The following is a 20,840-nucleotide window of genomic DNA, read 5'->3' as shown; positions in this document are numbered from 1 at the left end:
CTATGTTAACATTATACAATGCCAATATATGATTTTCTGCGTTGAGAAAGATGTATATTTTTGTTTCTCTTGGAAAAGATAGTAAAATCAGCAGATTATGAAACAGAATGATGGTTTTCTTATAGAAGCCATTTTTCTTTTTTGAGCAGGTAGAAAGACTCAACGTATTTATCTTTAAGAGAAAAAGACTACGCTAATAGCAGTAGTTGTATTTATTTGTGATTTTGCACAAATTTTTTTGTGCATTTATAATACTCATGATTTGAGGGGTGAAGCAGTTGACAGGTCAACTAGTTCAATACGGACGCCACCGCCAACGAAGAAGTTATGCCCGTATTAGTGAAGTATTAGAGTTACCAAATCTTATCGAAATTCAAACCTCTTCTTATCAGTGGTTTCTTGATGAGGGTTTGCGAGAAATGTTCCAAGACATTTCTCCGATTGAAGACTTTACGGGAAATCTATCGCTTGAATTTATCGACTACAGCTTAGGTGAACCTAAATACTCTGTAGACGAATGCAAAGAGCGTGATGTGACGTATGCAGCACCACTTCGTGTAAAAGTGCGTCTAATCAACAAGGAAACTGGTGAAGTAAAAGAACAAGATGTGTTCATGGGAGATTTCCCACTCATGACAGAGACTGGAACATTCGTAATTAACGGTGCAGAACGTGTTATCGTTTCCCAGTTAGTTCGCTCTCCAAGCGTATACTATAGTGGCAAAGTGGATAAAAACGGAAAACGTGGTTTTACTGCTACTGTAATTCCAAACCGCGGAGCTTGGTTAGAGTATGAGACAGATGCTAAGGATGTTGTATATGTGCGTATTGACCGTACGCGTAAACTTCCTGTAACTGTTTTGTTACGCGCATTAGGGTTTGGCTCTGATCAAGAAATCACCGAGCTTTTAGGTGATAACGAATACTTAAGCAACACATTAGAAAAAGACAACACAGATAGCACAGAAAAAGCATTGCTTGAAATTTATGAGCGTCTACGTCCTGGTGAACCACCAACAGTAGAAAATGCTAAGAGCTTACTTGTGTCTCGTTTCTTCGATCCAAAGCGCTACGATTTAGCAAATGTAGGTCGCTATAAGATCAACAAGAAGTTACACATTAAAAACAGATTGTTTAATCAACGTTTAGCTGAAACATTAGTGGATCCAGAAACTGGTGAAATTTTAGCGGCAGAAGGAACAATCTTAGATCGTCGTACACTTGATCGCATTTTACCTTACTTAGAGAAAAACATTGGATTCAAAACAGCGAAACCAATGGGTGGAGTGGTAGAAGGCGATGTTGAGCTGCAATCTATTAAGATTTATGCTCCTGAGTCGGAAGGCGAACGCGTAATTAATGTAATTGGTAATGCAAACATTACTCGTGATGTGAAACACATCACACCAGGTGATATCCTTGCTTCTATCAGTTACTTCTTCAACCTACTATACAAAGTAGGAGATACAGATGATATTGACCATTTAGGAAACCGTCGTCTGCGTTCTGTTGGAGAACTATTACAAAACCAATTCCGTATCGGCCTTTCTCGTATGGAACGTGTTGTTCGTGAGAGAATGTCGATCCAAGATACAAATGCAATTACACCACAGGCACTAATTAATATTCGTCCTGTTATTGCATCTATTAAAGAGTTCTTCGGAAGTTCTCAGTTATCTCAGTTCATGGACCAAACAAATCCATTAGCAGAGTTAACTCACAAACGAAGACTATCTGCATTAGGACCTGGTGGTTTAACGCGTGAGCGCGCAGGCTTTGAAGTACGTGACGTTCATTACTCCCACTATGGTCGTATGTGTCCGATTGAAACACCAGAGGGACCAAACATTGGTTTGATTAACTCATTATCTTCGTTCGCGAAAGTAAATGAGTTTGGTTTCATTGAAACACCATACCGTCGTGTTGACCCAGAAACTGGTCTTGTAACAGGGCATGTTGATTATTTAACAGCAGATGAAGAAGATAACTATGTTGTAGCCCAAGCGAATATGAAATTATCTGATGAAGGTGAATTCCTAAGTGAAGATATCGTAGCTCGTTTCCGTGGCGAAAATATTGTCACAAATAGAGAACGCATCGACTACATGGATGTATCTCCAAAACAAGTAGTGTCGGCAGCGACAGCTTGTATTCCGTTCTTAGAAAACGATGACTCTAACCGCGCACTTATGGGAGCGAACATGCAACGTCAGGCGGTTCCGTTAATGAATCCGGAATCTCCGATTGTAGGTACAGGTATGGAGTACGTATCAGCAAAAGACTCGGGTGCTGCAGTAATCTGTAAACATCCTGGTGTTGTTGAGCGCGTAGAAGCACGTGAAGTTTGGGTACGTCGCTATGTAGAAGTTGACGGTCAAACAGTAAAAGGCGACTTAGATCGCTACAAAATGCAAAAATTCATTCGTTCTAACCAAGGAACTTGTTACAACCAACGTCCAATCGTAAGTGTTGGAAATGAAGTTGTAAAAGGTGAAATCCTTGCGGATGGTCCTTCTATGGAATTAGGTGAACTAGCACTTGGACGTAACGTGCTTGTTGGCTTCATGACTTGGGACGGTTATAACTACGAGGATGCGATTATCATGAGTGAGCGCCTTGTAAAAGATGATGTGTACACTTCTATTCATATTGAAGAATATGAATCAGAAGCTCGTGATACGAAGCTTGGACCAGAAGAAATTACACGTGACATTCCAAACGTTGGGGAAGACGCATTACGTAACCTTGACGAGCGCGGTATTATTCGCGTTGGTGCTGAAGTAAAAGATGGAGATTTACTTGTTGGTAAAGTAACACCTAAAGGTGTAACAGAATTAACAGCTGAAGAACGTCTATTACATGCTATCTTTGGAGAAAAAGCGCGTGAAGTACGTGATACATCACTACGTGTACCACACGGTGGTGGCGGTATTATCTTAGACGTAAAAGTATTCAACCGTGAAGATGGCGATGAATTGCCACCAGGTGTGAATCAACTTGTACGTGCATATATCGTTCAAAAACGTAAAATTTCTGAAGGTGACAAGATGGCCGGACGTCACGGTAACAAAGGTGTTATTTCTCGTATTTTACCAGAAGAAGATATGCCTTACTTACCAGACGGTACGCCAATCGATATTATGTTAAACCCATTAGGGGTACCATCTCGTATGAATATCGGTCAGGTATTAGAGCTTCATCTTGGTATGGCAGCAAGATACCTGGGCATTCACATTGCAACACCAGTATTCGATGGTGCTCGTGAGGAAGATGTTTGGGGCACAATTGAAGAAGCTGGTATGGCAAATGACGCGAAAACAATCCTGTATGACGGACGTACTGGTGAACCATTCGATAACCGCGTATCTGTTGGTGTCATGTATATGATCAAACTTGCGCACATGGTTGACGATAAACTTCATGCTCGTTCTACTGGACCATACTCACTTGTAACGCAGCAACCTCTTGGAGGTAAAGCTCAGTTCGGTGGACAGCGTTTCGGTGAGATGGAGGTTTGGGCACTTGAAGCTTACGGTGCTGCTTATACTCTTCAAGAAATCTTAACAGTGAAGTCTGATGATGTTGTTGGACGTGTTAAGACTTATGAAGCAATTGTTAAAGGCGAAAATGTTCCAGAACCAGGCGTTCCTGAATCATTCAAAGTATTGATTAAAGAGCTGCAAAGTTTAGGTATGGACGTTAAAATGATGTCTAGCGACGATACAGAAATTGAAATGCGTGATACAGAAGATGATGATGATCATCAATCAGCAGATAAATTGAATGTTGAAGTTGAGACAACTAAGGAATAATTGGGATAACCTGTAGACTAAAAGGGAGGTAGGCCCCTTGATAGATGTAAATAACTTTGAATATATGAAGATTGGACTTGCTTCACCTGACAAGATTCGTTCTTGGTCATACGGTGAAGTTAAGAAACCAGAAACTATTAACTATCGTACGTTAAAGCCTGAAAAAGATGGCTTGTTCTGTGAGCGTATTTTCGGACCACAAAAGGACTGGGAATGTCATTGCGGAAAATACAAACGTGTACGTTATAAAGGTGTAGTTTGTGATCGATGTGGCGTTGAAGTAACGCGTGCAAAAGTACGTCGTGAACGTATGGGTCATATTGAATTAGCTGCTCCTGTATCTCATATTTGGTATTTCAAAGGTATCCCGAGCCGCATGGGACTTGTCTTAGACATGTCCCCTCGCGCGCTTGAAGAAGTAATTTATTTCGCTTCTTATGTTGTAACAGAAAGTGGAGATACACCACTTGATAAGAAGCAATTACTTTCTGAAAAAGAATACCGTGCATATCGTGATCGATATGGTAGCACATTCCAAGCTGCTATGGGTGCAGAAGCGATTAAAAAGCTACTACAAGACATCGATTTAGATAAAGAAGTAGACTTCTTAAAAGAAGAATTAAAAACAGCACAAGGACAACGCCGTACTCGTGCTATTAAACGTCTAGAAGTATTAGAAGCATTCCGCAACTCTGGAAATGAACCATCTTGGATGATCTTAGATGTTCTACCAGTAATCCCACCAGAACTACGCCCAATGGTACAGTTAGATGGTGGACGTTTTGCTACTTCTGACTTAAACGACTTATATCGTCGTGTAATTAACCGTAACAACCGTTTAAAACGTCTATTGGACCTAGGTGCTCCAAGCATCATCGTTCAAAACGAAAAACGTATGTTACAAGAAGCTGTAGACGCATTAATCGATAATGGCCGTCGTGGCCGTCCGGTTACTGGACCAGGTAACCGCCCATTAAAATCACTATCTCACATGCTTAAAGGTAAACAAGGACGTTTCCGTCAAAACTTATTAGGTAAACGTGTTGACTACTCTGGCCGTTCTGTAATCGTTGTAGGACCGAACTTAAAGATGTACCAGTGTGGATTACCGAAAGAAATGGCGCTTGAACTGTTCAAACCTTTCGTTATGAAAGAGTTAGTTGGAAAAGGCTTAGCACACAATATTAAGAGTGCGAAACGTAAAATTGAGCGTGTACACCCTGAAGTTTGGGACGTTTTAGAATCTGTGATTAAAGAGCATCCAGTACTTCTAAACCGCGCACCAACACTTCACCGTCTTGGTATCCAGGCGTTTGAACCTACATTAGTAGAAGGTCGCGCAATTCGTCTTCATCCACTTGTATGTACTGCATACAACGCGGACTTTGACGGTGACCAAATGGCGGTTCACGTTCCGTTATCATCAGAGGCACAAGCAGAAGCTCGTATTCTTATGTTAGCGGCACAAAACATCTTGAATCCAAAAGACGGAAAACCAGTTGTTACTCCATCTCAGGATATGGTATTAGGTAACTACTACTTAACACTTGAGCGTGAAGGCGCAATCGGTGAAGGTATGGTCTTCAAAGATGCAAACGAAGCAATACTTGCATACCAAAATGGATATGTACATCTGCACACACGTGTTGCAGTTGCTGCAAGTTCAGTAAATAACGTAACGTTTACTGAAGAGCAAAAGGGTAAGCTTCTATTAACAACAGTTGGTAAATTAATATTTAACGAAATCTTACCAGAGTCGTTCCCTTATATTAATGAACCGACAAACTCAAACCTTGAAAAAGAAACACCAGCGGAATATTTCGTTGAAAAAGGTGCGAACATTAAAGAAATTATTGCTAGTCGCGAAGAAGTGGCACCATTTAGCAAGAAAATCCTTGGTAACATCATTGCGGAAGTGTTCAAACGTTTCCAAATTACGGAAACATCTCGCATGCTTGACCGTATGAAAAACTTAGGATTTAAGTACTCTACAAAGGCTGGTATTACAGTTGGGGTATCTGACATTCTTGTATTAGGTGAAAAAGATGAAATTCTCCATGAAGCACAAGCAAAAGTAGATAATGTAATTAAACAATTCCGTCGCGGTTTAATCACGGAAGAAGAACGTTACGATCGCGTTATCTCTATTTGGAGTAATGCAAAAGATGTTATCCAAGGAAAACTGATGAAATCCTTGAATAAACGCAACCCAATCTTCATGATGAGTGATTCCGGTGCCCGTGGTAACGCATCGAACTTTACTCAGCTTGCTGGTATGCGTGGTCTGATGGCCAATCCATCTGGTCGTATTATCGAACTTCCAATTAAATCAAGTTTCCGTGAAGGTTTAACAGTACTTGAGTACTTCATCTCTACGCATGGTGCGCGTAAAGGTCTTGCCGATACAGCACTTAAAACTGCCGATTCTGGTTACTTAACGCGTCGTCTTGTAGACGTTGCACAAGATGTAATTGTCCGTGAAGATGATTGTGGAACAGATCGTGGTCTATTAATTGGTGCGATTAAAGAGGGTAATGAAGTAATTGAGTCATTATATGATCGTCTTGTTGGACGTTTTGCAAGAAAAACTGTAAAACATCCTGAAACAGGTGAAGTATTAGTTAGTGAAAACCAATTAATTACTGAAGATATCGCTCATATCGTTGAAAATTCGGGTGTTGAAACTGTAAACATTCGTTCAGCGTTCACGTGTAACACTCGCCACGGTGTATGTAAGAAGTGTTACGGCCGTAACTTAGCAACTGGTACAGACGTAGAAGTAGGAGAAGCGGTAGGTATTATCGCAGCTCAATCTATCGGTGAGCCAGGTACACAGTTAACGATGCGTACATTCCATACAGGTGGGGTTGCCGGAGATGATATCACTCAAGGTTTACCTCGTATCCAAGAGATCTTCGAAGCTCGTAATCCGAAAGGTCAGGCAGTTATCAGTGAAATCGACGGTGTTATCGCAGCGATCAACGATGTTAAAGATCGCCAAGAAGTAGTTGTACAGGGTGAAGTTGAAGCTCGTACGTATGCTATTCCTTACGGTGCTCGTCTGAAAGTAACTCCAGGACAGCCAATTAGCCACGGTAAAGAGTTAACTGAAGGTTCTATTGATCCGAAAGAATTACTAAAAGTAACGGACATTACAGCAGTGCAAGAATACTTATTACGTGAAGTTCAAAAAGTATACCGTATGCAAGGGGTAGAAATTGGTGACAAACACGTAGAAGTAATGGTACGCCAAATGCTACGTAAAGTTCGTGTAAGTGATGCAGGTGAAACAGATGTATTACCAGGAACATTACTAGATATCCATCAGTTTACTGATGCGAATGCGAAGGTGTTACTGAAAGGTAAACAACCAGCGACAGCTAGACCTGTTCTACTTGGTATTACAAAAGCTTCACTTGAAACAGATTCGTTCTTATCTGCAGCTTCGTTCCAAGAAACAACTCGTGTTTTAACGGATGCAGCAATTAAAGGTAAACGCGATGAGCTTCTAGGATTGAAAGAGAATGTTATTATCGGTAAGCTTGTTCCTGCTGGAACAGGTATGAATCGTTATCGTAAAGTGGATCTTGTAAAAACAACACAAGATAACATGAATGTAGAAAACGATGAAGTTTATGTGGAACAGTAAAATTTTCCGTCGTAAATTTTGTATAAAAACAGCTAATCCTAGTTGACATTGTATGAGTCAAAATGTTACTATAATCAAGGTTGCTCCTGAACGATGCTTTGGAGGATATTTATATGTCTTATCAAAAAGTGTCAAATGCTGAAAATGTAGTCGTTGGTCATAAACGAACATTGGAAGCAATCAAAAATGGTATAGTTAAAGAAGTTGTTATTGCAGAAGATGCTGATGTGCGGTTAACCCATGTTATCATTCGCACTGCTTTGCAACATAACATACCCATAACAAAAGTTGAATCAGTTCGTAAGCTTGGAAAAGTTTCGGGGATTCAAGTGGGAGCTTCAGCAATAGGAATAATAAGTTAAAACTGTTTTTGTGAGGAGAGAGCATTTGCTCTTCCTTGCAAAAACTTTGTTTTCAACTAATAATGAACCACCTGGATATGTGGTCATACAAACATGCGAAGGGAGGATAATCAAATGCCTACTATTAACCAATTAGTGAGAAATGGTCGTACTGATAAAGTATGGAAATCTAAATCACCTGCGTTAAACAAAGGTTTTAACTCTTTAAAGAAAAAATCAACTGATATCTCTGCACCTCAAAAACGTGGTGTATGTACTCGTGTTGGTACAATGACTCCAAAGAAACCTAACTCAGCGTTACGTAAATACGCTCGTGTACGTTTAACAAACGGGATTGAAGTTACAGCTTACATCCCAGGTATCGGTCATAACTTACAAGAGCATAGCGTAGTATTAATTCGCGGTGGTCGAGTAAAGGATTTACCAGGGGTACGTTACCACATCGTTCGTGGAGCGCTTGATACAGCTGGTGTTGACAAACGTATGCAAGGACGTTCTAAATATGGTACTAAGCGACCAAAACCTGCTAAAAAATAATAAACTTATAATGAAAGGAGGAACTCAATATGCCTCGTAAAGGACCTGTTGCGAAACGTGACGTGTTACCAGATCCAATGTACAATTCTAAGCTAGTAACACGCCTTATCAACAAAATGATGGTTGACGGTAAAAAAGGTAAATCTCAAACAATTCTTTATAACGCTTTCGATATCGTTCGTGAACGTTCAGATAAAGAACCAATGGAAGTATTCGAGCAAGCTCTTAAGAACATCATGCCTGTTCTTGAAGTACGCGCTCGTCGTGTTGGTGGTGCTAACTACCAAGTTCCAGTTGAGGTTCGTCCAGAACGCCGTACAACTTTAGGTCTTCGCTGGTTAGTAAACTATGCTCGTCTTCGTGGTGAAAAAACTATGGAAGAGCGTCTAGCTTACGAAATCTTAGATGCAGCTAACAACGCTGGTGCATCTGTTAAGAAACGTGAAGACACTCATAAAATGGCAGAAGCTAACAAAGCATTTGCTCATTACCGTTGGTAGGATTCAACGTAAAATAAATGTAAGCATAAACCGCTTTATTTGTCGCTTATGGAAGTGTGGAGAGGGAGAATGCCTCTCCCTTTCGTTGGGCGCTCGTTTTACATAATGAGGGTACTGGACACTGGCATATGTAACAATATAAAGTGGCTTTTTTGCTACTTAAAATAAAAAATCCAATCCATATATGGAAGGAGCAAGACACCAAATGACAAGAGAGTTCTCTTTAGAAAACACTCGTAATATTGGTATCATGGCTCACATCGATGCTGGTAAAACAACAGCAACTGAGCGTATTCTGTATTACACAGGACGTATTCATAAAATCGGTGAAACTCATGAAGGTGCATCTCAGATGGACTGGATGGAGCAAGAGCAAGAGCGTGGTATCACAATTACTTCTGCTGCAACTACAGCTCAATGGAAAGGTCACCGTGTAAACATCATTGATACTCCAGGACACGTAGACTTCACAGTAGAAGTAGAACGTTCTTTACGCGTACTTGATGGTGCGGTAGCAGTACTTGATGCACAATCTGGTGTAGAACCACAAACAGAAACTGTTTGGCGTCAGGCTACTACTTACGGTGTACCTCGTATCGTATTCGTTAACAAAATGGATAAGATCGGTGCAGATTTCTTATACTCTGTAGGAACAATCCACGATCGTTTACAAGCAAACGCACATCCAATTCAGTTACCAATCGGTGCTGAAGATGAGTTCAATGGTATCATTGATCTTGTTGAAGAGTGTGCTTACATGTACGGTAACGATTTAGGAACAGACATCGAGCGTGTCGAAATTCCTGAAGAGCACAAAGAACTAGCTGAAGAATACCGTGGAAAGCTTATTGAAGCGGTAGCTGAGCTTGATGAAGAAATGATGATGAAGTACCTAGAAGGTGAAGAAATCACTGTAGAAGAGCTTAAAGCTGGTATCCGTAAGGCTACAACTTCTGTAGAATTCTTCCCAGTAATCTGTGGTTCTGCATTCAAAAACAAAGGTGTTCAAATCCTGTTAGACGCAGTTATCGACTACCTACCATCTCCATTAGATGTACCTGCTATTAAAGGTACTCTTCCGGATACAGATGAAGAAGTAGAACGTAAGTCTAGCGATGAAGAACCATTCGCAGCTCTAGCATTCAAAATCATGACTGACCCTTATGTTGGTAAGTTAACGTTCTTCCGTGTGTACTCTGGTGTGTTAAACTCTGGATCATACGTGAAAAACTCAACTAAAGGTAAGCGTGAGCGTGTAGGACGTATCCTACAAATGCACGCTAACAGCCGTGAAGAGATTTCAACAGTTTACGCTGGTGATATCGCTGCTGCTGTAGGTTTAAAAGATACTACTACTGGTGATACTCTTTGTGACGAGAAGAGTCTTGTTATCCTTGAGTCTATGGAATTCCCAGAGCCAGTTATCTCTGTAGCTATCGAACCAAAATCTAAAGCTGACCAAGATAAAATGGGTACAGCATTATCTAAGCTTTCTGAAGAAGATCCAACATTCCGTGCTCACACTGACCAAGAAACTGGCCAAACTATCATCGCTGGTATGGGTGAACTTCACCTTGATATCATCGTTGACCGTATGCGCCGTGAATTCAAAGTCGAAGCAAACGTTGGTGCTCCTCAGGTAGCATACCGTGAAACTTTCCGCGCTGCTGCGAAAGTTGAAGGTAAGTTTGCTCGTCAATCTGGTGGACGTGGACAATTCGGTCACGTTTGGATTGAGTTTGCACCTAACGAAGAAGGTAAAGGATTTGAATTCGAAAACAAAATCGTCGGCGGTGTAGTTCCACGTGAATACATCCCAGCTGTTGGAGCGGGTCTTGAAGACTCACTTAAAAATGGTGTACTAGCTGGTTACCCACTAGTTGACATTAAAGCAGCATTAGTTGACGGTTCTTACCATGATGTCGATTCATCTGAGATGGCGTTCAAAATCGCTGCATCTATGGCACTTAAAGCTGCGGTTTCTAAATGTAACCCAGTAATTCTTGAGCCAATGATGAAAGTTGAAGTTGTAATCCCTGAAGAATACATGGGAGACATCATGGGTGACGTAACATCTCGTCGTGGACGTGTAGAAGGTATGGAAGCTCGCGGTAACGCACAAGTTGTTCGCGCTATGGTTCCGCTTTCTGAAATGTTCGGTTATGCGACAGCATTACGTTCTAACACTCAAGGACGCGGAACATTCTCAATGACATTTGATCATTATGAAGAAGTACCGAAGTCTGTTTCAGAAGAAATTATTAAAAAAAATAAAGGCGAATAATTGATTTTTATCAATTGTTCGAGTATAACTACTTATGTAAGCTTAGAAAGTGGGACGTAAGTTTCGCTTTCTAGTCTAAATATAAAATAACCTATATAAACTAAGGAGGAATTTAGAATGGCTAAAGCTAAATTCGAACGTTCTAAACCCCATGTTAACATCGGTACAATCGGCCACGTTGACCATGGTAAAACTACATTAACTGCTGCGATCACTACAGTTCTTGCAAAAGCTGGTGGTGCTGAAGCACGCGGATACGATCAAATCGACGCTGCTCCAGAAGAAAGAGAGCGCGGAATCACAATCTCAACTGCACACGTTGAGTACGAAACTGAAACTCGTCACTATGCACACGTTGACTGCCCAGGTCACGCTGACTATGTTAAAAACATGATCACTGGTGCTGCTCAAATGGACGGCGGTATCTTAGTAGTATCTGCTGCTGATGGCCCAATGCCTCAAACACGTGAGCACATCCTTCTTTCTCGTCAAGTAGGTGTTCCTTACATCGTTGTATTCTTAAACAAATGCGACATGGTTGACGACGAAGAATTATTAGAATTAGTAGAAATGGAAGTTCGTGACCTATTATCTGAATACGGATTCCCAGGCGACGACATTCCTGTAATCAAAGGTTCTGCTCTTAAAGCTCTTCAAGGAGAAGCTGATTGGGAAGCAAAAATCATTGAATTAATGACTGAAGTTGATGCTTACATCCCAACTCCAGAACGTGAAACTGACAAACCATTCTTAATGCCTATCGAGGATGTATTCTCTATCACAGGTCGTGGTACAGTTGCGACTGGTCGTGTAGAGCGCGGAATCGTTAAAGTTGGTGACGTAGTAGAAATCATCGGTCTTGCTGAAGAGAATGCTTCTACAACTGTAACTGGTGTAGAAATGTTCCGTAAACTTCTTGACCAAGCTCAAGCTGGAGACAACATCGGTGCTCTTCTTCGTGGGGTTGCTCGTGAAGACATCCAACGTGGACAAGTTCTTGCTAAAACTGGCTCTGTAAAAGCACACGCTAAATTCAAAGCTGAAGTTTTCGTATTATCTAAAGAAGAAGGTGGACGTCACACTCCATTCTTCGCTAACTACCGTCCTCAGTTCTACTTCCGTACAACTGACGTAACTGGTATCATCCAATTACCAGAAGGTACTGAAATGGTAATGCCTGGTGACAACATCGAAATGACTATCGAACTTATCGCTCCAATCGCTATCGAAGAGGGAACTAAATTCTCTATTCGTGAAGGTGGACGTACAGTAGGTTACGGTGTAGTTGCTACTATCGTTGAGTAATCTTAACTGATATAAAACCCCCCAAGGGATTTCCCTTGGGGGGTTTTGTTTGTGTTTATATAATGAATTGGATGATATCTTTATGTTTTGACGAGTTTCTTCTATAGTATATAAAAACATTAAAACGAAACCCAAAAACTGTAAAATGAATTCTAGTAGATGAAAACTTGAAATTCTTTAAAGTGCCATGTATAATAGCAAAAGTAGAGAAAAGCAGATGCAAACAAAAAGATGCTTGCATCTAGACTAATAACATTGTATAATAGACAATGTTGGTCTTTGACTGCGATGAAGTGGAAGGTTGCTGACACACCCGGCCGCTTTGCCATGGCATGGTGTGGGGAAATTTCCATGGAGAAGGTCTATTTTAGAAATAGGCGAACGAAGGAGGGAAAATAATGGCAAAAGAAAAAATTCGTATCCGTTTAAAAGCTTATGATCACCGTATTCTTGATCAATCAGCTGAGAAAATTGTAGAAACAGCTAAGCGTTCTGGGGCAACAGTTTCTGGTCCGATCCCATTACCAACTGAGAAGACTATTTACACAATTCTTCGTGCTGTTCATAAGTACAAAGATTCTCGTGAGCAATTCGAAATGCGCACACACAAACGTTTAATCGATATCGTGAGTCCTACTCCACAAACAGTAGATTCATTAATGCGTTTAGACTTACCGTCTGGTGTAGATATCGAAATTAAACTATAAATTATATAACTTAAAAATGTAGGAGGTGTAACTCATGACCAAAGGAATCTTAGGAAGAAAGATCGGTATGACTCAAGTATTTGCTGAGAACGGTGAGTTAATCCCAGTAACAGTTATCGCTGCTAATCCAAACGTTGTTCTTCAAAAGAAAACAACTGAAACTGATGGCTACAATGCAATCCAGTTAGGATTTGAAGATAAACGTGAAAAGTTAACTAACAAACCTGAACAAGGCCACACTGCTAAAGCATCTACAACTCCTAAGCGCTTCATTCGCGAAATCCGCGATGCAGACGTGGACGGATTAGAGGTTGGTCAAGAGGTAAAAGTTGAAGTTTTCGCTGCAGGTGAAATCGTTGACGTAACAGGAATTTCTAAAGGTAAAGGTTTCCAAGGTGTTATCAAACGCCACGGACAATCTCGCGGACCTATGTCTCATGGTTCTCGCTATCACCGTCGTCCAGGTTCAATGGGCCCAGTTGCTCCGAACCGTGTATTCAAAGGCAAAAAACTTGCTGGACGTATGGGTGGAGACCAAGTTACTATCCAAAACTTAGAAATCGTTCAAGTTGACACTGAGCGCAACTTATTACTAGTAAAAGGTAACGTTCCAGGTGCTAAGAAATCTCTTGTAGTTGTTCAAGGCGCTGTGAAGGTTAGCAAATAATTCACAATAGGAAGGAGGAATTCCAATGCCAAAAGTTACTGTATATAACCAAACTGGTTCACAGGTTGGTGAAATCGAATTAGCTGAAGCTATTTTCGGTATCGAACCAAATGAAGCTGTACTTTTCGAAGCTGTAATGATGCAACGTGCATCTTTACGTCAAGGTACACACAAAGTAAAAACTCGTTCTGAAGTTCGCGGTGGTGGTCGTAAACCATGGCGTCAAAAAGGAACTGGACGTGCTCGTCAAGGGTCTATCCGTTCTCCTCAATGGCGTGGTGGTGGTACGGTATTCGGACCTACACCAAGAAGCTATGCGTACAAACTTCCTAAGAAGGTTCGTCGTTTAGCAATTAAATCTGCATTAGCTACTAAAGTAGTTGAGAACAACATTGTAGTTCTTGAAGACCTAGTATTAAATGCACCAAAAACAAAAGACATGCTAGCAGTACTTAAAGGATTAACTGTTGAGAAGAAAGCTCTTATCGTAACTGCTGATGCAAACGAATCTGTAGAGTTATCTGCTCGCAATATCCCTGGAGTAACAGTAATCACTGCTGATGGCGTAAACGTTTTAGACGTGCTTCATCATGATAAGCTAATCATGACAAAAGCGGCAGTGGAAAAAGTAGAGGAGGTGCTTGCATAATGAGAGATCCTCGTGATATCATTAAGCGCCCAGTTATCACTGAACGTTCTATGGAAATGATGGCTGAAAAAAAATACACGTTCGATGTGGACGTTAAATCTAATAAAACAGAAGTTAAAGATGCTCTTGAAGCGATCTTTGGTGTTAAAGTAGAAAAAGTGAACATCATGAACTACAAGCCGAAAGCAAAACGCGTTGGTCGTCACGCTGGTTTTACTAGCCGTCGTCGTAAAGCAATCGTTAAGCTAACTGCTGACAGCAAAGAAATCGAAATCTTCCAAGGCGTTTAATTCTTACTAAAGAAGGAGGGAAATTGAGATGGGAATTAAAAAGTATAATCCAACTACTAACGGTCGTCGTAATATGACTACGAATGATTTCGCTGAAATCACGACTGACAGACCCGAAAAGTCTTTACTTGCTCCTTTAAGCAAGAAGGCTGGTCGTAATAACCAAGGTAAAATTACTGTACGTCATCAAGGTGGCGGACATAAGCGTCAATACCGTATCATCGACTTTAAGCGTAACAAAGATGGAATTCCAGGACGCGTTGCTACGATCGAATACGATCCAAACCGCTCTGCGAATATCGCATTAATTAACTACGTTGACGGTGAAAAACGTTACATTCTTGCTCCTAAATCATTAGAAGTAGGTATGGAAGTTATGTCTGGCCCAGAAGCTGACATCAAAATCGGTAACGCATTACCATTAATCAACATTCCAGTAGGTACTGTTGTTCATAACATCGAGCTTAAGCCTGGTCGTGGCGGACAATTAGTTCGTTCTGCTGGTACATCTGCTCAAGTACTTGGTAAAGAAGGTAAATACGTACTTGTACGTTTAACTTCTGGTGAAGTACGTCTTGTATTATCTGCTTGTCGCGCTTCAATCGGTCAAGTAGGTAACGAACAACATGAACTTATCAAAATCGGTAAAGCAGGTCGCTCTCGCTGGTTAGGTAAACGCCCAACAGTTCGTGGTTCTGTAATGAACCCGGTTGATCACCCACACGGTGGTGGTGAAGGTCGTTCTCCAATCGGACGTAAGTCTCCAATGTCTCCATGGGGTAAACCAACTCTTGGATTCAAGACTCGTAAGAAAAACAAAGCGTCTGACAAATTTATCGTTCGTCGTCGTAAAAAATAATGGGATTGTAGTACGGTTCATTTCTAGAACCGTACGCCAATCACGAAGGGAGGCACCAAAATGGCTCGTAGCTTAAAAAAAGGACCATTTGTCGATGATCACTTAATGAGCAAAATGGAAAAATTAGTTGCATCTGAGCAAAAACAAGTTGTTAAAACTTGGTCTCGCCGTTCAACAATCTTCCCTCAGTTCATCGGACACACAATCGCTGTATATGATGGTCGTAAACACGTACCTGTGTACATCACTGAGGATATGGTTGGCCATAAGTTAGGTGAATTCGCACCAACTCGTACGTATAAAGGTCACCTTGCTGACGATAAGAAAACTAGAAGATAATGAGAGGAGGCACTTCAATGCAAGCTAAAGCAGTAGCGAGAACAGTTCGTATTGCTCCTCGTAAAGTTCGTTTAGTAGTAGACTTAATCCGAGGTAAGCAAGTGGGTGAAGCGATTGCTATCCTTAACCACACACCAAAAACTGCTTCTCCAGTTGTAGAAAAAGTTTTAAAATCTGCAATCGCAAATGCAGAGCACAATTATGAGATGGATATTAACAACCTAGTTGTTGAAAAAGTCTTCGTTGACGAAGGTCCAACGTTGAAACGTTTCCGTCCACGTGCAATGGGTCGTGCAAGCCAAATTAACAAACGCACAAGCCACATCACAGTTGTGGTATCAGAAAAGAAGGAGGGATAATCGATGGGTCAAAAGGTTAATCCAATTGGTCTTCGTGTCGGTGTTATCCGTGACTGGGAATCTCGTTGGTTCGCTGAGAAAGATTACGCTACATTATTACATGAAGACATCAAAATCCGTGAGTACATTAATGTACGCTTAAAAGATTCTGCTGTTGCTAAAGTAGAAATCGAACGTGCAGCAAATCGTGTAAATGTTACAATTCACACTGCAAAACCTGGTATGGTAATTGGTAAAGGTGGTACTGAAGTTGAAGCACTTCGTAAAGCTCTTAACCAATTAACAGGCAAGCGTGTACACATCAACATTTTAGAAGTTAAGAGAGCTGATCTTAACGCTAAATTAGTAGGCGAAAACATCGCTCGTCAATTAGAAAACCGTGTATCATTCCGTCGTGCACAAAAGCAAGTTATTCAACGTGCTATGCGTGCAGGTGCTAAAGGTATTAAAACACAGGTTTCTGGTCGTCTTGGCGGAGCTGATATCGCTCGTGCAGAATCTTACAGTGAAGGAACTGTTCCACTTCATACACTTCGCGCTGATATTGACTATGCAGCAGTTGAAGCTGATACAACATACGGTAAATTAGGCGTAAAAGTATGGATCTACCGTGGAGAAGTCCTTCCTACAAAAAAGAAAGCTTCTGAGGAAGGAGGAAAATAATATGTTAATGCCAAAACGCGTAAAATATCGTAGAGAGCATCGTGGTAAAATGCGTGGTCGTGCTAAAGGTGGAACTGAAATTGCTTTCGGTGAATTCGGTTTACAAGCACAAGCTGCTTCATGGATTACAAACCGTCAAATCGAAGCTGCTCGTCGTGCAATGACTCGTTACATGAAACGTGGCGGTAAAGTATGGATTAAAATTTTCCCTTCTAAACCTTACACTGCAAAACCTCTAGAAGTACGTATGGGTTCCGGTAAAGGGGCACCAGAAGGCTGGGTAGCAGTAGTAAAACCTGGGAAAATTATGTTCGAAATCGCGGGTGTATCTGAAGAGGTAGCACGCGAAGCATTACGTCTTGCAGCTCACAAGTTACCTGTGAAATGTAAATTCGTAAAACGTGAAGAAAATGGTGGTGAATCTAATGAAAACTAATGATATTCGTGAATTAACCACTGCCGAAATCGAAACAAAAGTTAAAGCTTTAAAGGAAGAGTTGTTTAATCTTCGCTTCCAACTTGCTACAGGACAATTAGAGAATCCAACTCGCATTCGTGAAGTGCGTAAAGCAATTGCTCGTATGAAAACTGTAGTTCGTGAAAGAGAGATCGGAATTAATCGATAAATTGAGGGGAGGTTTGCATAGTGAGCGAACGTAACCAACGCAAAGTTTATACTGGTCGTGTAGTGTCTGACAAAATGGACAAAACGATTACAGTTTTAGTTGAAACTTACAAAACTCATTCCTTGTACGGAAAACGTGTTAAGTATTCTAAGAAGTACAAAGCCCATGATGAGCAAAACCAAGCGAAACTTGGCGATATCGTTAAAATCATGGAAACTCGCCCGCTTTCTGCTACTAAGCGTTTCCGTTTAGTTGAAATCGTTGAAGAAGCGGTTATTATCTAAATAGACGAATCGGAATTTTTAGTCCGAAGGGAGGTTTCATAACATGATCCAACAAGAATCTCGTTTGAAAGTTGCTGACAACTCTGGTGCACGTGAACTTTTAACAATTAAAGTATTAGGCGGCTCTGGTCGTAAATATGCTAACATTGGTGACATTATCGTTGCTACGGTAAAACAAGCAACACCAGGTGGCGTTGTTAAAAAAGGTGACGTTGTTAAAGCAGTAGTAGTACGTACGAAGAGCGGAGCTCGTCGTCCGGACGGTTCTTACATCAAATTTGATGAAAACGCAGCGGTTATCATTAAAGACGATAAGAGCCCACGTGGTACTCGTATCTTCGGACCAGTAGCTCGTGAATTACGTGATAGCAACTTCATGAAGATCGTTTCTTTAGCTCCAGAAGTTCTATAATTTAAGGTATTGCCTTGCTAAGGAGGTGCAGAATTAAGATGCATGTAAAAAAAGGTGATAAAGTACAGGTAATCACTGGTAAAGACAAAGGAAAACAAGGCGTTATCCTTGTGGCTTTCCCAAAGCAAAACCGTGTTATCGTTGAGGGTGTTAACATCGTTAAAAAACACTCTAAGCCATCTCAATTAAATCCACAAGGTGGAATTATTACTAAAGAAGCACCTATTCACGTTTCTAACGTTATGATTTTAGATCCGAAAACAGGTGAACCTACTCGCGTAGGCTTCAAAGTAGAAGATGGTAAAAAAGTTCGTATTGCAAAAAAATCTGGTGAATTATTAGATAAATAATTTTCTTAAGAAAGGAGGTCACTTCATTGAATCGCCTTAAAGAGAAGTTCCAAAAGGAAATTACTCCTGCTCTAGTGAGCAAGTTTAACTATAAATCTGTGATGGAAGTACCGAAAATCGAAAAGATCGTAATCAACACTGGTGTTGGTGACGCGGTATCTAACTCAAAAGCTTTAGACAATGCAGTAGAAGAATTAACACAAATCGCAGGTCAAAAACCTGTTGTAACTCGTGCTAAAAAATCAATCGCTGGTTTCCGTCTTCGTGAAGGTATGCCAATCGGTGCGAAAGTAACTTTACGCGGCGAGCAAATGTATGAGTTCTTCGACAAATTAGTATCGGTTTCTTTACCACGTGTACGTGATTTCCGTGGTGTTTCTAAGAAATCATTCGATGGTCGTGGGAACTACACATTAGGTGTTAAAGAGCAACTTATCTTCCCTGAGATTGATTATGATAAAGTAAGCAAAGTACGCGGTATGGACATCGTAATCGTTACTACAGCGAAAACTGATGAAGAAGCTCGTGAACTTTTAACACAATTCGGTATGCCATTCCAAAAATAATGGAAGCCAACGCTAAGTAGAGGAGGCGAAAACGTGGCTAAAAAATCTATGATAGCGAAACAAAAGCGTACTCCTAAGTTTAAAGTACAAGAGTATACACGTTGCGAACGCTGCGGTCGTCCGCATTCTGTATACCGCAAATTTAAACTTTGCCGTATTTGTTTCCGTGAACTTGCATATAAAGGTCAAATTCCTGGTGTTAAAAAAGCTAGTTGGTAAAACCCACAAATGGGAAGGAGGTAAAACACATGGTGATGACAGATCCAATTGCAGACATGCTTACTCGCATCCGTAATGCGAACATGGTACGTCATGAGAAATTAGAGGTTCCTGCTTCTAAAATCAAAAAAGAGATCGCTGAACTTTTAAAACGTGAAGGTTTCATTCGTGATGTAGAATACATCGAGGATAACAAACAAGGTATCCTTCGTATTTTCCTGAAATATGGTGCAAACAATGAACGTGTAATCACTGGATTAAAACGTATCAGTAAACCTGGCTTACGCGTTTACGCTAAAGCTGACGAAGTACCACGTGTACTTAACGGATTAGGTATCGCTCTTGTTTCTACATCTAAGGGAGTAATGACAGACAAAGACGCTCGTCAATTACAAACTGGTGGAGAAGTAGTAGCATACGTTTGGTAATATATATTTAAAACGAACGGAGGTGTGACCACATGTCTCGTATTGGTAAAAAGATTCTTGAAATCCCTGCAGGTGTTACTATTACAATTGCAGAAGACAATACTGTAACAGTAAAAGGCCCTAAAGGTGAATTAACTCGTAAATTCAATGCTGATATGTCTATCAAAATTGAAGAAAATACACTAACAGTTGAGCGTCCATCTGAACAGAAGGAACACCGTGCATTACACGGTACAACTCGTGCTTTAATCGGAAACATGGTTGAAGGTGTAACTGCAGGTTTCGCACGCGGACTTGAATTAGTCGGTGTTGGTTACCGTGCTCAAAAACAAGGAGATAAACTTGTTTTAAGCGTAGGTTATTCTCATCCAGTAGAAATGACTCCGGAAGCAGGTCTTGAAGTTGAAGTACCTGCACCAACTAAAATCGTAATTAAAGGTATCGACAAGCAACGTGTTGGCGAATTTGCTGCTAACATCCGTGCTGTACGTGCTCCTGAGCCTTACAAAGGTAAAGGTATTCGTTACGAAGGCGAAGTTGTTCGTCGTAAAGAAGGTAAAACTGCTAAGTAAACCCGTTAGGTGAGAGAAAGGAGTGACAAGAAAATGATCACTAAAGCTGATAAAAATGCGACTCGTAAGAAAAGACATGCACGTGTACGTGCTAAACTTACTGGTACTGCAGAGCGTCCACGTTTAAACGTGTTCCGTTCTAACCAACATATTTACGCTCAAGTTATTGATGATGTGAATGGTGTAACGTTAGTAAGTGCATCTACTCTTGATAAAGACCTTGCTCTTAACGGTACTAGCAATACTGAAGCTGCTACGAAAGTTGGAGAATCAGTTGCTAAGCGTGCTGTAGAGAAAGGCGTTAAAGAAGTAGTATTCGATCGCGGTGGTTACTTATACCATGGCCGTGTTAAAGCTCTAGCTGAAGCTGCTCGTGAGGCTGGATTACAATTTTAATGGTC

The 20,840-nt window shown here is 40.8% G+C and carries 25 protein-coding genes; all 25 read left to right on the top strand.

Annotated elements, in window-relative coordinates:
• Positions 1-278 precede the first annotated feature (278 nt).
• The 25 genes from rpoB (at position 279) to rplR (ending at position 20,835) form a co-directional block, all read left to right on the top strand.
• On the top strand, positions 279-3,812 hold the full coding sequence (rpoB, locus tag ACLBXA_RS27755; protein ID WP_000147553.1) for a DNA-directed RNA polymerase subunit beta: 3,534 nt from the start codon (positions 279-281) through the stop codon (positions 3,810-3,812).
• A gap of 37 nt (positions 3,813-3,849) precedes the next feature.
• Positions 3,850-7,461: a DNA-directed RNA polymerase subunit beta' gene (gene rpoC / locus ACLBXA_RS27750; protein ID WP_000567944.1), complete on the top strand. Its 3,612-nt coding sequence runs from the start codon at positions 3,850-3,852 to the stop codon at positions 7,459-7,461.
• A 113-nt stretch (positions 7,462-7,574) separates the two neighbouring features.
• Positions 7,575-7,823: a 50S ribosomal protein L7ae-like protein gene (locus ACLBXA_RS27745; protein ID WP_000121833.1), complete on the top strand. Its 249-nt coding sequence runs from the start codon at positions 7,575-7,577 to the stop codon at positions 7,821-7,823.
• Positions 7,824-7,937: 114 nt separating this feature from the next.
• Positions 7,938-8,360, top strand: a complete 423-nt coding sequence (gene rpsL, locus ACLBXA_RS27740; RefSeq protein ID WP_001142341.1) for a 30S ribosomal protein S12 — start codon at positions 7,938-7,940, stop codon at positions 8,358-8,360.
• 29 nt (positions 8,361-8,389) lie between these two features.
• A complete protein-coding gene (rpsG, locus tag ACLBXA_RS27735; RefSeq protein ID WP_001137492.1) occupies positions 8,390-8,860 on the top strand; it encodes a 30S ribosomal protein S7 in 471 nt (156 codons plus the stop codon).
• A 205-nt stretch (positions 8,861-9,065) separates the two neighbouring features.
• Positions 9,066-11,144 (top strand): elongation factor G, encoded by a 2,079-nt coding sequence (gene fusA / locus ACLBXA_RS27730; RefSeq protein WP_000196384.1) that lies wholly within the window; start codon positions 9,066-9,068, stop codon positions 11,142-11,144.
• 117 nt (positions 11,145-11,261) lie between these two features.
• Positions 11,262-12,449 (top strand): elongation factor Tu, encoded by a 1,188-nt coding sequence (gene tuf, locus ACLBXA_RS27725; protein WP_001029617.1) that lies wholly within the window; start codon positions 11,262-11,264, stop codon positions 12,447-12,449.
• Positions 12,450-12,847: 398 nt separating this feature from the next.
• The gene (gene rpsJ, locus ACLBXA_RS27720) at positions 12,848-13,156 is read left to right on the top strand and encodes a 30S ribosomal protein S10 (protein ID WP_001040595.1); all 309 of its coding nucleotides are present in this window, start codon (positions 12,848-12,850) and stop codon (positions 13,154-13,156) included.
• Positions 13,157-13,190: 34 nt separating this feature from the next.
• Positions 13,191-13,823 carry a 50S ribosomal protein L3 gene (gene rplC / locus ACLBXA_RS27715; protein ID WP_000160209.1) on the top strand — a complete coding sequence of 211 codons (633 nt, stop codon included), beginning with the start codon at positions 13,191-13,193 and terminating at the stop codon, positions 13,821-13,823.
• Between the two features lie 25 nt (positions 13,824-13,848).
• Positions 13,849-14,472 (top strand): 50S ribosomal protein L4, encoded by a 624-nt coding sequence (gene rplD, locus ACLBXA_RS27710; protein ID WP_001127258.1) that lies wholly within the window; start codon positions 13,849-13,851, stop codon positions 14,470-14,472.
• Positions 14,472-14,762, top strand: coding sequence for a 50S ribosomal protein L23 (gene rplW, locus ACLBXA_RS27705; protein WP_001205558.1), 291 nt, complete (start codon positions 14,472-14,474; stop codon positions 14,760-14,762). The genes rplD and rplW overlap by 1 nt, the downstream gene beginning before the upstream one ends.
• A 28-nt stretch (positions 14,763-14,790) precedes the next feature.
• On the top strand, positions 14,791-15,621 hold the full coding sequence (rplB, locus tag ACLBXA_RS27700) for a 50S ribosomal protein L2 (RefSeq protein ID WP_000511583.1): 831 nt from the start codon (positions 14,791-14,793) through the stop codon (positions 15,619-15,621).
• 60 nt (positions 15,622-15,681) lie between these two features.
• A complete protein-coding gene (rpsS, locus tag ACLBXA_RS27695) occupies positions 15,682-15,960 on the top strand; it encodes a 30S ribosomal protein S19 (protein WP_000124454.1) in 279 nt (92 codons plus the stop codon).
• 17 nt (positions 15,961-15,977) lie between these two features.
• Complete coding sequence (gene rplV, locus ACLBXA_RS27690; protein ID WP_001148024.1) at positions 15,978-16,319, top strand: 50S ribosomal protein L22; 342 nt, start codon at positions 15,978-15,980, stop codon at positions 16,317-16,319.
• 3 nt (positions 16,320-16,322) lie between these two features.
• The gene (rpsC, locus tag ACLBXA_RS27685; RefSeq protein ID WP_000529956.1) at positions 16,323-16,982 is read left to right on the top strand and encodes a 30S ribosomal protein S3; all 660 of its coding nucleotides are present in this window, start codon (positions 16,323-16,325) and stop codon (positions 16,980-16,982) included.
• 1 nt (position 16,983) lies between these two features.
• The gene (gene rplP, locus ACLBXA_RS27680) at positions 16,984-17,418 is read left to right on the top strand and encodes a 50S ribosomal protein L16 (protein WP_000928969.1); all 435 of its coding nucleotides are present in this window, start codon (positions 16,984-16,986) and stop codon (positions 17,416-17,418) included.
• Positions 17,408-17,608 (top strand): 50S ribosomal protein L29, encoded by a 201-nt coding sequence (rpmC, locus tag ACLBXA_RS27675; RefSeq protein WP_000855718.1) that lies wholly within the window; start codon positions 17,408-17,410, stop codon positions 17,606-17,608. Before rplP ends, rpmC begins: the two co-directional genes overlap by 11 nt.
• A 20-nt stretch (positions 17,609-17,628) precedes the next feature.
• Complete coding sequence (rpsQ, locus tag ACLBXA_RS27670) at positions 17,629-17,892, top strand: 30S ribosomal protein S17 (RefSeq protein ID WP_000004106.1); 264 nt, start codon at positions 17,629-17,631, stop codon at positions 17,890-17,892.
• 43 nt (positions 17,893-17,935) lie between these two features.
• Positions 17,936-18,304 (top strand): 50S ribosomal protein L14, encoded by a 369-nt coding sequence (rplN, locus tag ACLBXA_RS27665; protein ID WP_000615912.1) that lies wholly within the window; start codon positions 17,936-17,938, stop codon positions 18,302-18,304.
• Positions 18,305-18,342: 38 nt separating this feature from the next.
• Entirely contained in the window at positions 18,343-18,654 is a 312-nt protein-coding gene (rplX, locus tag ACLBXA_RS27660; RefSeq protein WP_000558200.1) for a 50S ribosomal protein L24, read from the top strand.
• 26 nt (positions 18,655-18,680) lie between these two features.
• On the top strand, positions 18,681-19,220 hold the full coding sequence (gene rplE / locus ACLBXA_RS27655; protein WP_001080829.1) for a 50S ribosomal protein L5: 540 nt from the start codon (positions 18,681-18,683) through the stop codon (positions 19,218-19,220).
• A gap of 33 nt (positions 19,221-19,253) precedes the next feature.
• Complete coding sequence (rpsN, locus tag ACLBXA_RS27650) at positions 19,254-19,439, top strand: 30S ribosomal protein S14 (RefSeq protein ID WP_001085700.1); 186 nt, start codon at positions 19,254-19,256, stop codon at positions 19,437-19,439.
• Positions 19,440-19,468: 29 nt separating this feature from the next.
• Entirely contained in the window at positions 19,469-19,867 is a 399-nt protein-coding gene (gene rpsH, locus ACLBXA_RS27645; protein WP_000245511.1) for a 30S ribosomal protein S8, read from the top strand.
• 32 nt (positions 19,868-19,899) lie between these two features.
• On the top strand, positions 19,900-20,439 hold the full coding sequence (rplF, locus tag ACLBXA_RS27640; RefSeq protein ID WP_000086551.1) for a 50S ribosomal protein L6: 540 nt from the start codon (positions 19,900-19,902) through the stop codon (positions 20,437-20,439).
• A 33-nt stretch (positions 20,440-20,472) separates the two neighbouring features.
• Positions 20,473-20,835 carry a 50S ribosomal protein L18 gene (rplR, locus tag ACLBXA_RS27635; protein WP_000628818.1) on the top strand — a complete coding sequence of 121 codons (363 nt, stop codon included), beginning with the start codon at positions 20,473-20,475 and terminating at the stop codon, positions 20,833-20,835.
• Positions 20,836-20,840 lie beyond the last annotated feature (5 nt).

This window comes from Bacillus sp. D48C, from assembly GCF_053345735.1.
Note: the sequence above shows the minus strand (reverse complement) of the source record. Positions and strands in the feature narration are given on the sequence as shown.

Bases quoted from the DNA above. Each gene is read 5' to 3' on its own strand.
- ACLBXA_RS27745 (WP_000121833.1), top strand. From the start codon at position 7,575: ATGTCTTATCAAAAAGTGTCAAATGCTGAAAATGTAGTCGTTGGTCAT.
- rpsL (WP_001142341.1), top strand. From the start codon at position 7,938: ATGCCTACTATTAACCAATTAGTGAGAAATGGTCGTACTGATAAAGTA.
- rpsG (WP_001137492.1), top strand. From the start codon at position 8,390: ATGCCTCGTAAAGGACCTGTTGCGAAACGTGACGTGTTACCAGATCCA.
- fusA (WP_000196384.1), top strand. From the start codon at position 9,066: ATGACAAGAGAGTTCTCTTTAGAAAACACTCGTAATATTGGTATCATG.
- tuf (WP_001029617.1), top strand. From the start codon at position 11,262: ATGGCTAAAGCTAAATTCGAACGTTCTAAACCCCATGTTAACATCGGT.
- rpsJ (WP_001040595.1), top strand. From the start codon at position 12,848: ATGGCAAAAGAAAAAATTCGTATCCGTTTAAAAGCTTATGATCACCGT.
- rplC (WP_000160209.1), top strand. From the start codon at position 13,191: ATGACCAAAGGAATCTTAGGAAGAAAGATCGGTATGACTCAAGTATTT.
- rplD (WP_001127258.1), top strand. From the start codon at position 13,849: ATGCCAAAAGTTACTGTATATAACCAAACTGGTTCACAGGTTGGTGAA.
- rplW (WP_001205558.1), top strand. From the start codon at position 14,472: ATGAGAGATCCTCGTGATATCATTAAGCGCCCAGTTATCACTGAACGT.
- rplB (WP_000511583.1), top strand. From the start codon at position 14,791: ATGGGAATTAAAAAGTATAATCCAACTACTAACGGTCGTCGTAATATG.
- rpsS (WP_000124454.1), top strand. From the start codon at position 15,682: ATGGCTCGTAGCTTAAAAAAAGGACCATTTGTCGATGATCACTTAATG.
- rplV (WP_001148024.1), top strand. From the start codon at position 15,978: ATGCAAGCTAAAGCAGTAGCGAGAACAGTTCGTATTGCTCCTCGTAAA.
- rpsC (WP_000529956.1), top strand. From the start codon at position 16,323: ATGGGTCAAAAGGTTAATCCAATTGGTCTTCGTGTCGGTGTTATCCGT.
- rplP (WP_000928969.1), top strand. From the start codon at position 16,984: ATGTTAATGCCAAAACGCGTAAAATATCGTAGAGAGCATCGTGGTAAA.
- rpmC (WP_000855718.1), top strand. From the start codon at position 17,408: ATGAAAACTAATGATATTCGTGAATTAACCACTGCCGAAATCGAAACA.
- rplN (WP_000615912.1), top strand. From the start codon at position 17,936: ATGATCCAACAAGAATCTCGTTTGAAAGTTGCTGACAACTCTGGTGCA.
- rplX (WP_000558200.1), top strand. From the start codon at position 18,343: ATGCATGTAAAAAAAGGTGATAAAGTACAGGTAATCACTGGTAAAGAC.
- rpsH (WP_000245511.1), top strand. From the start codon at position 19,469: ATGGTGATGACAGATCCAATTGCAGACATGCTTACTCGCATCCGTAAT.
- rplF (WP_000086551.1), top strand. From the start codon at position 19,900: ATGTCTCGTATTGGTAAAAAGATTCTTGAAATCCCTGCAGGTGTTACT.
- rplR (WP_000628818.1), top strand. From the start codon at position 20,473: ATGATCACTAAAGCTGATAAAAATGCGACTCGTAAGAAAAGACATGCA.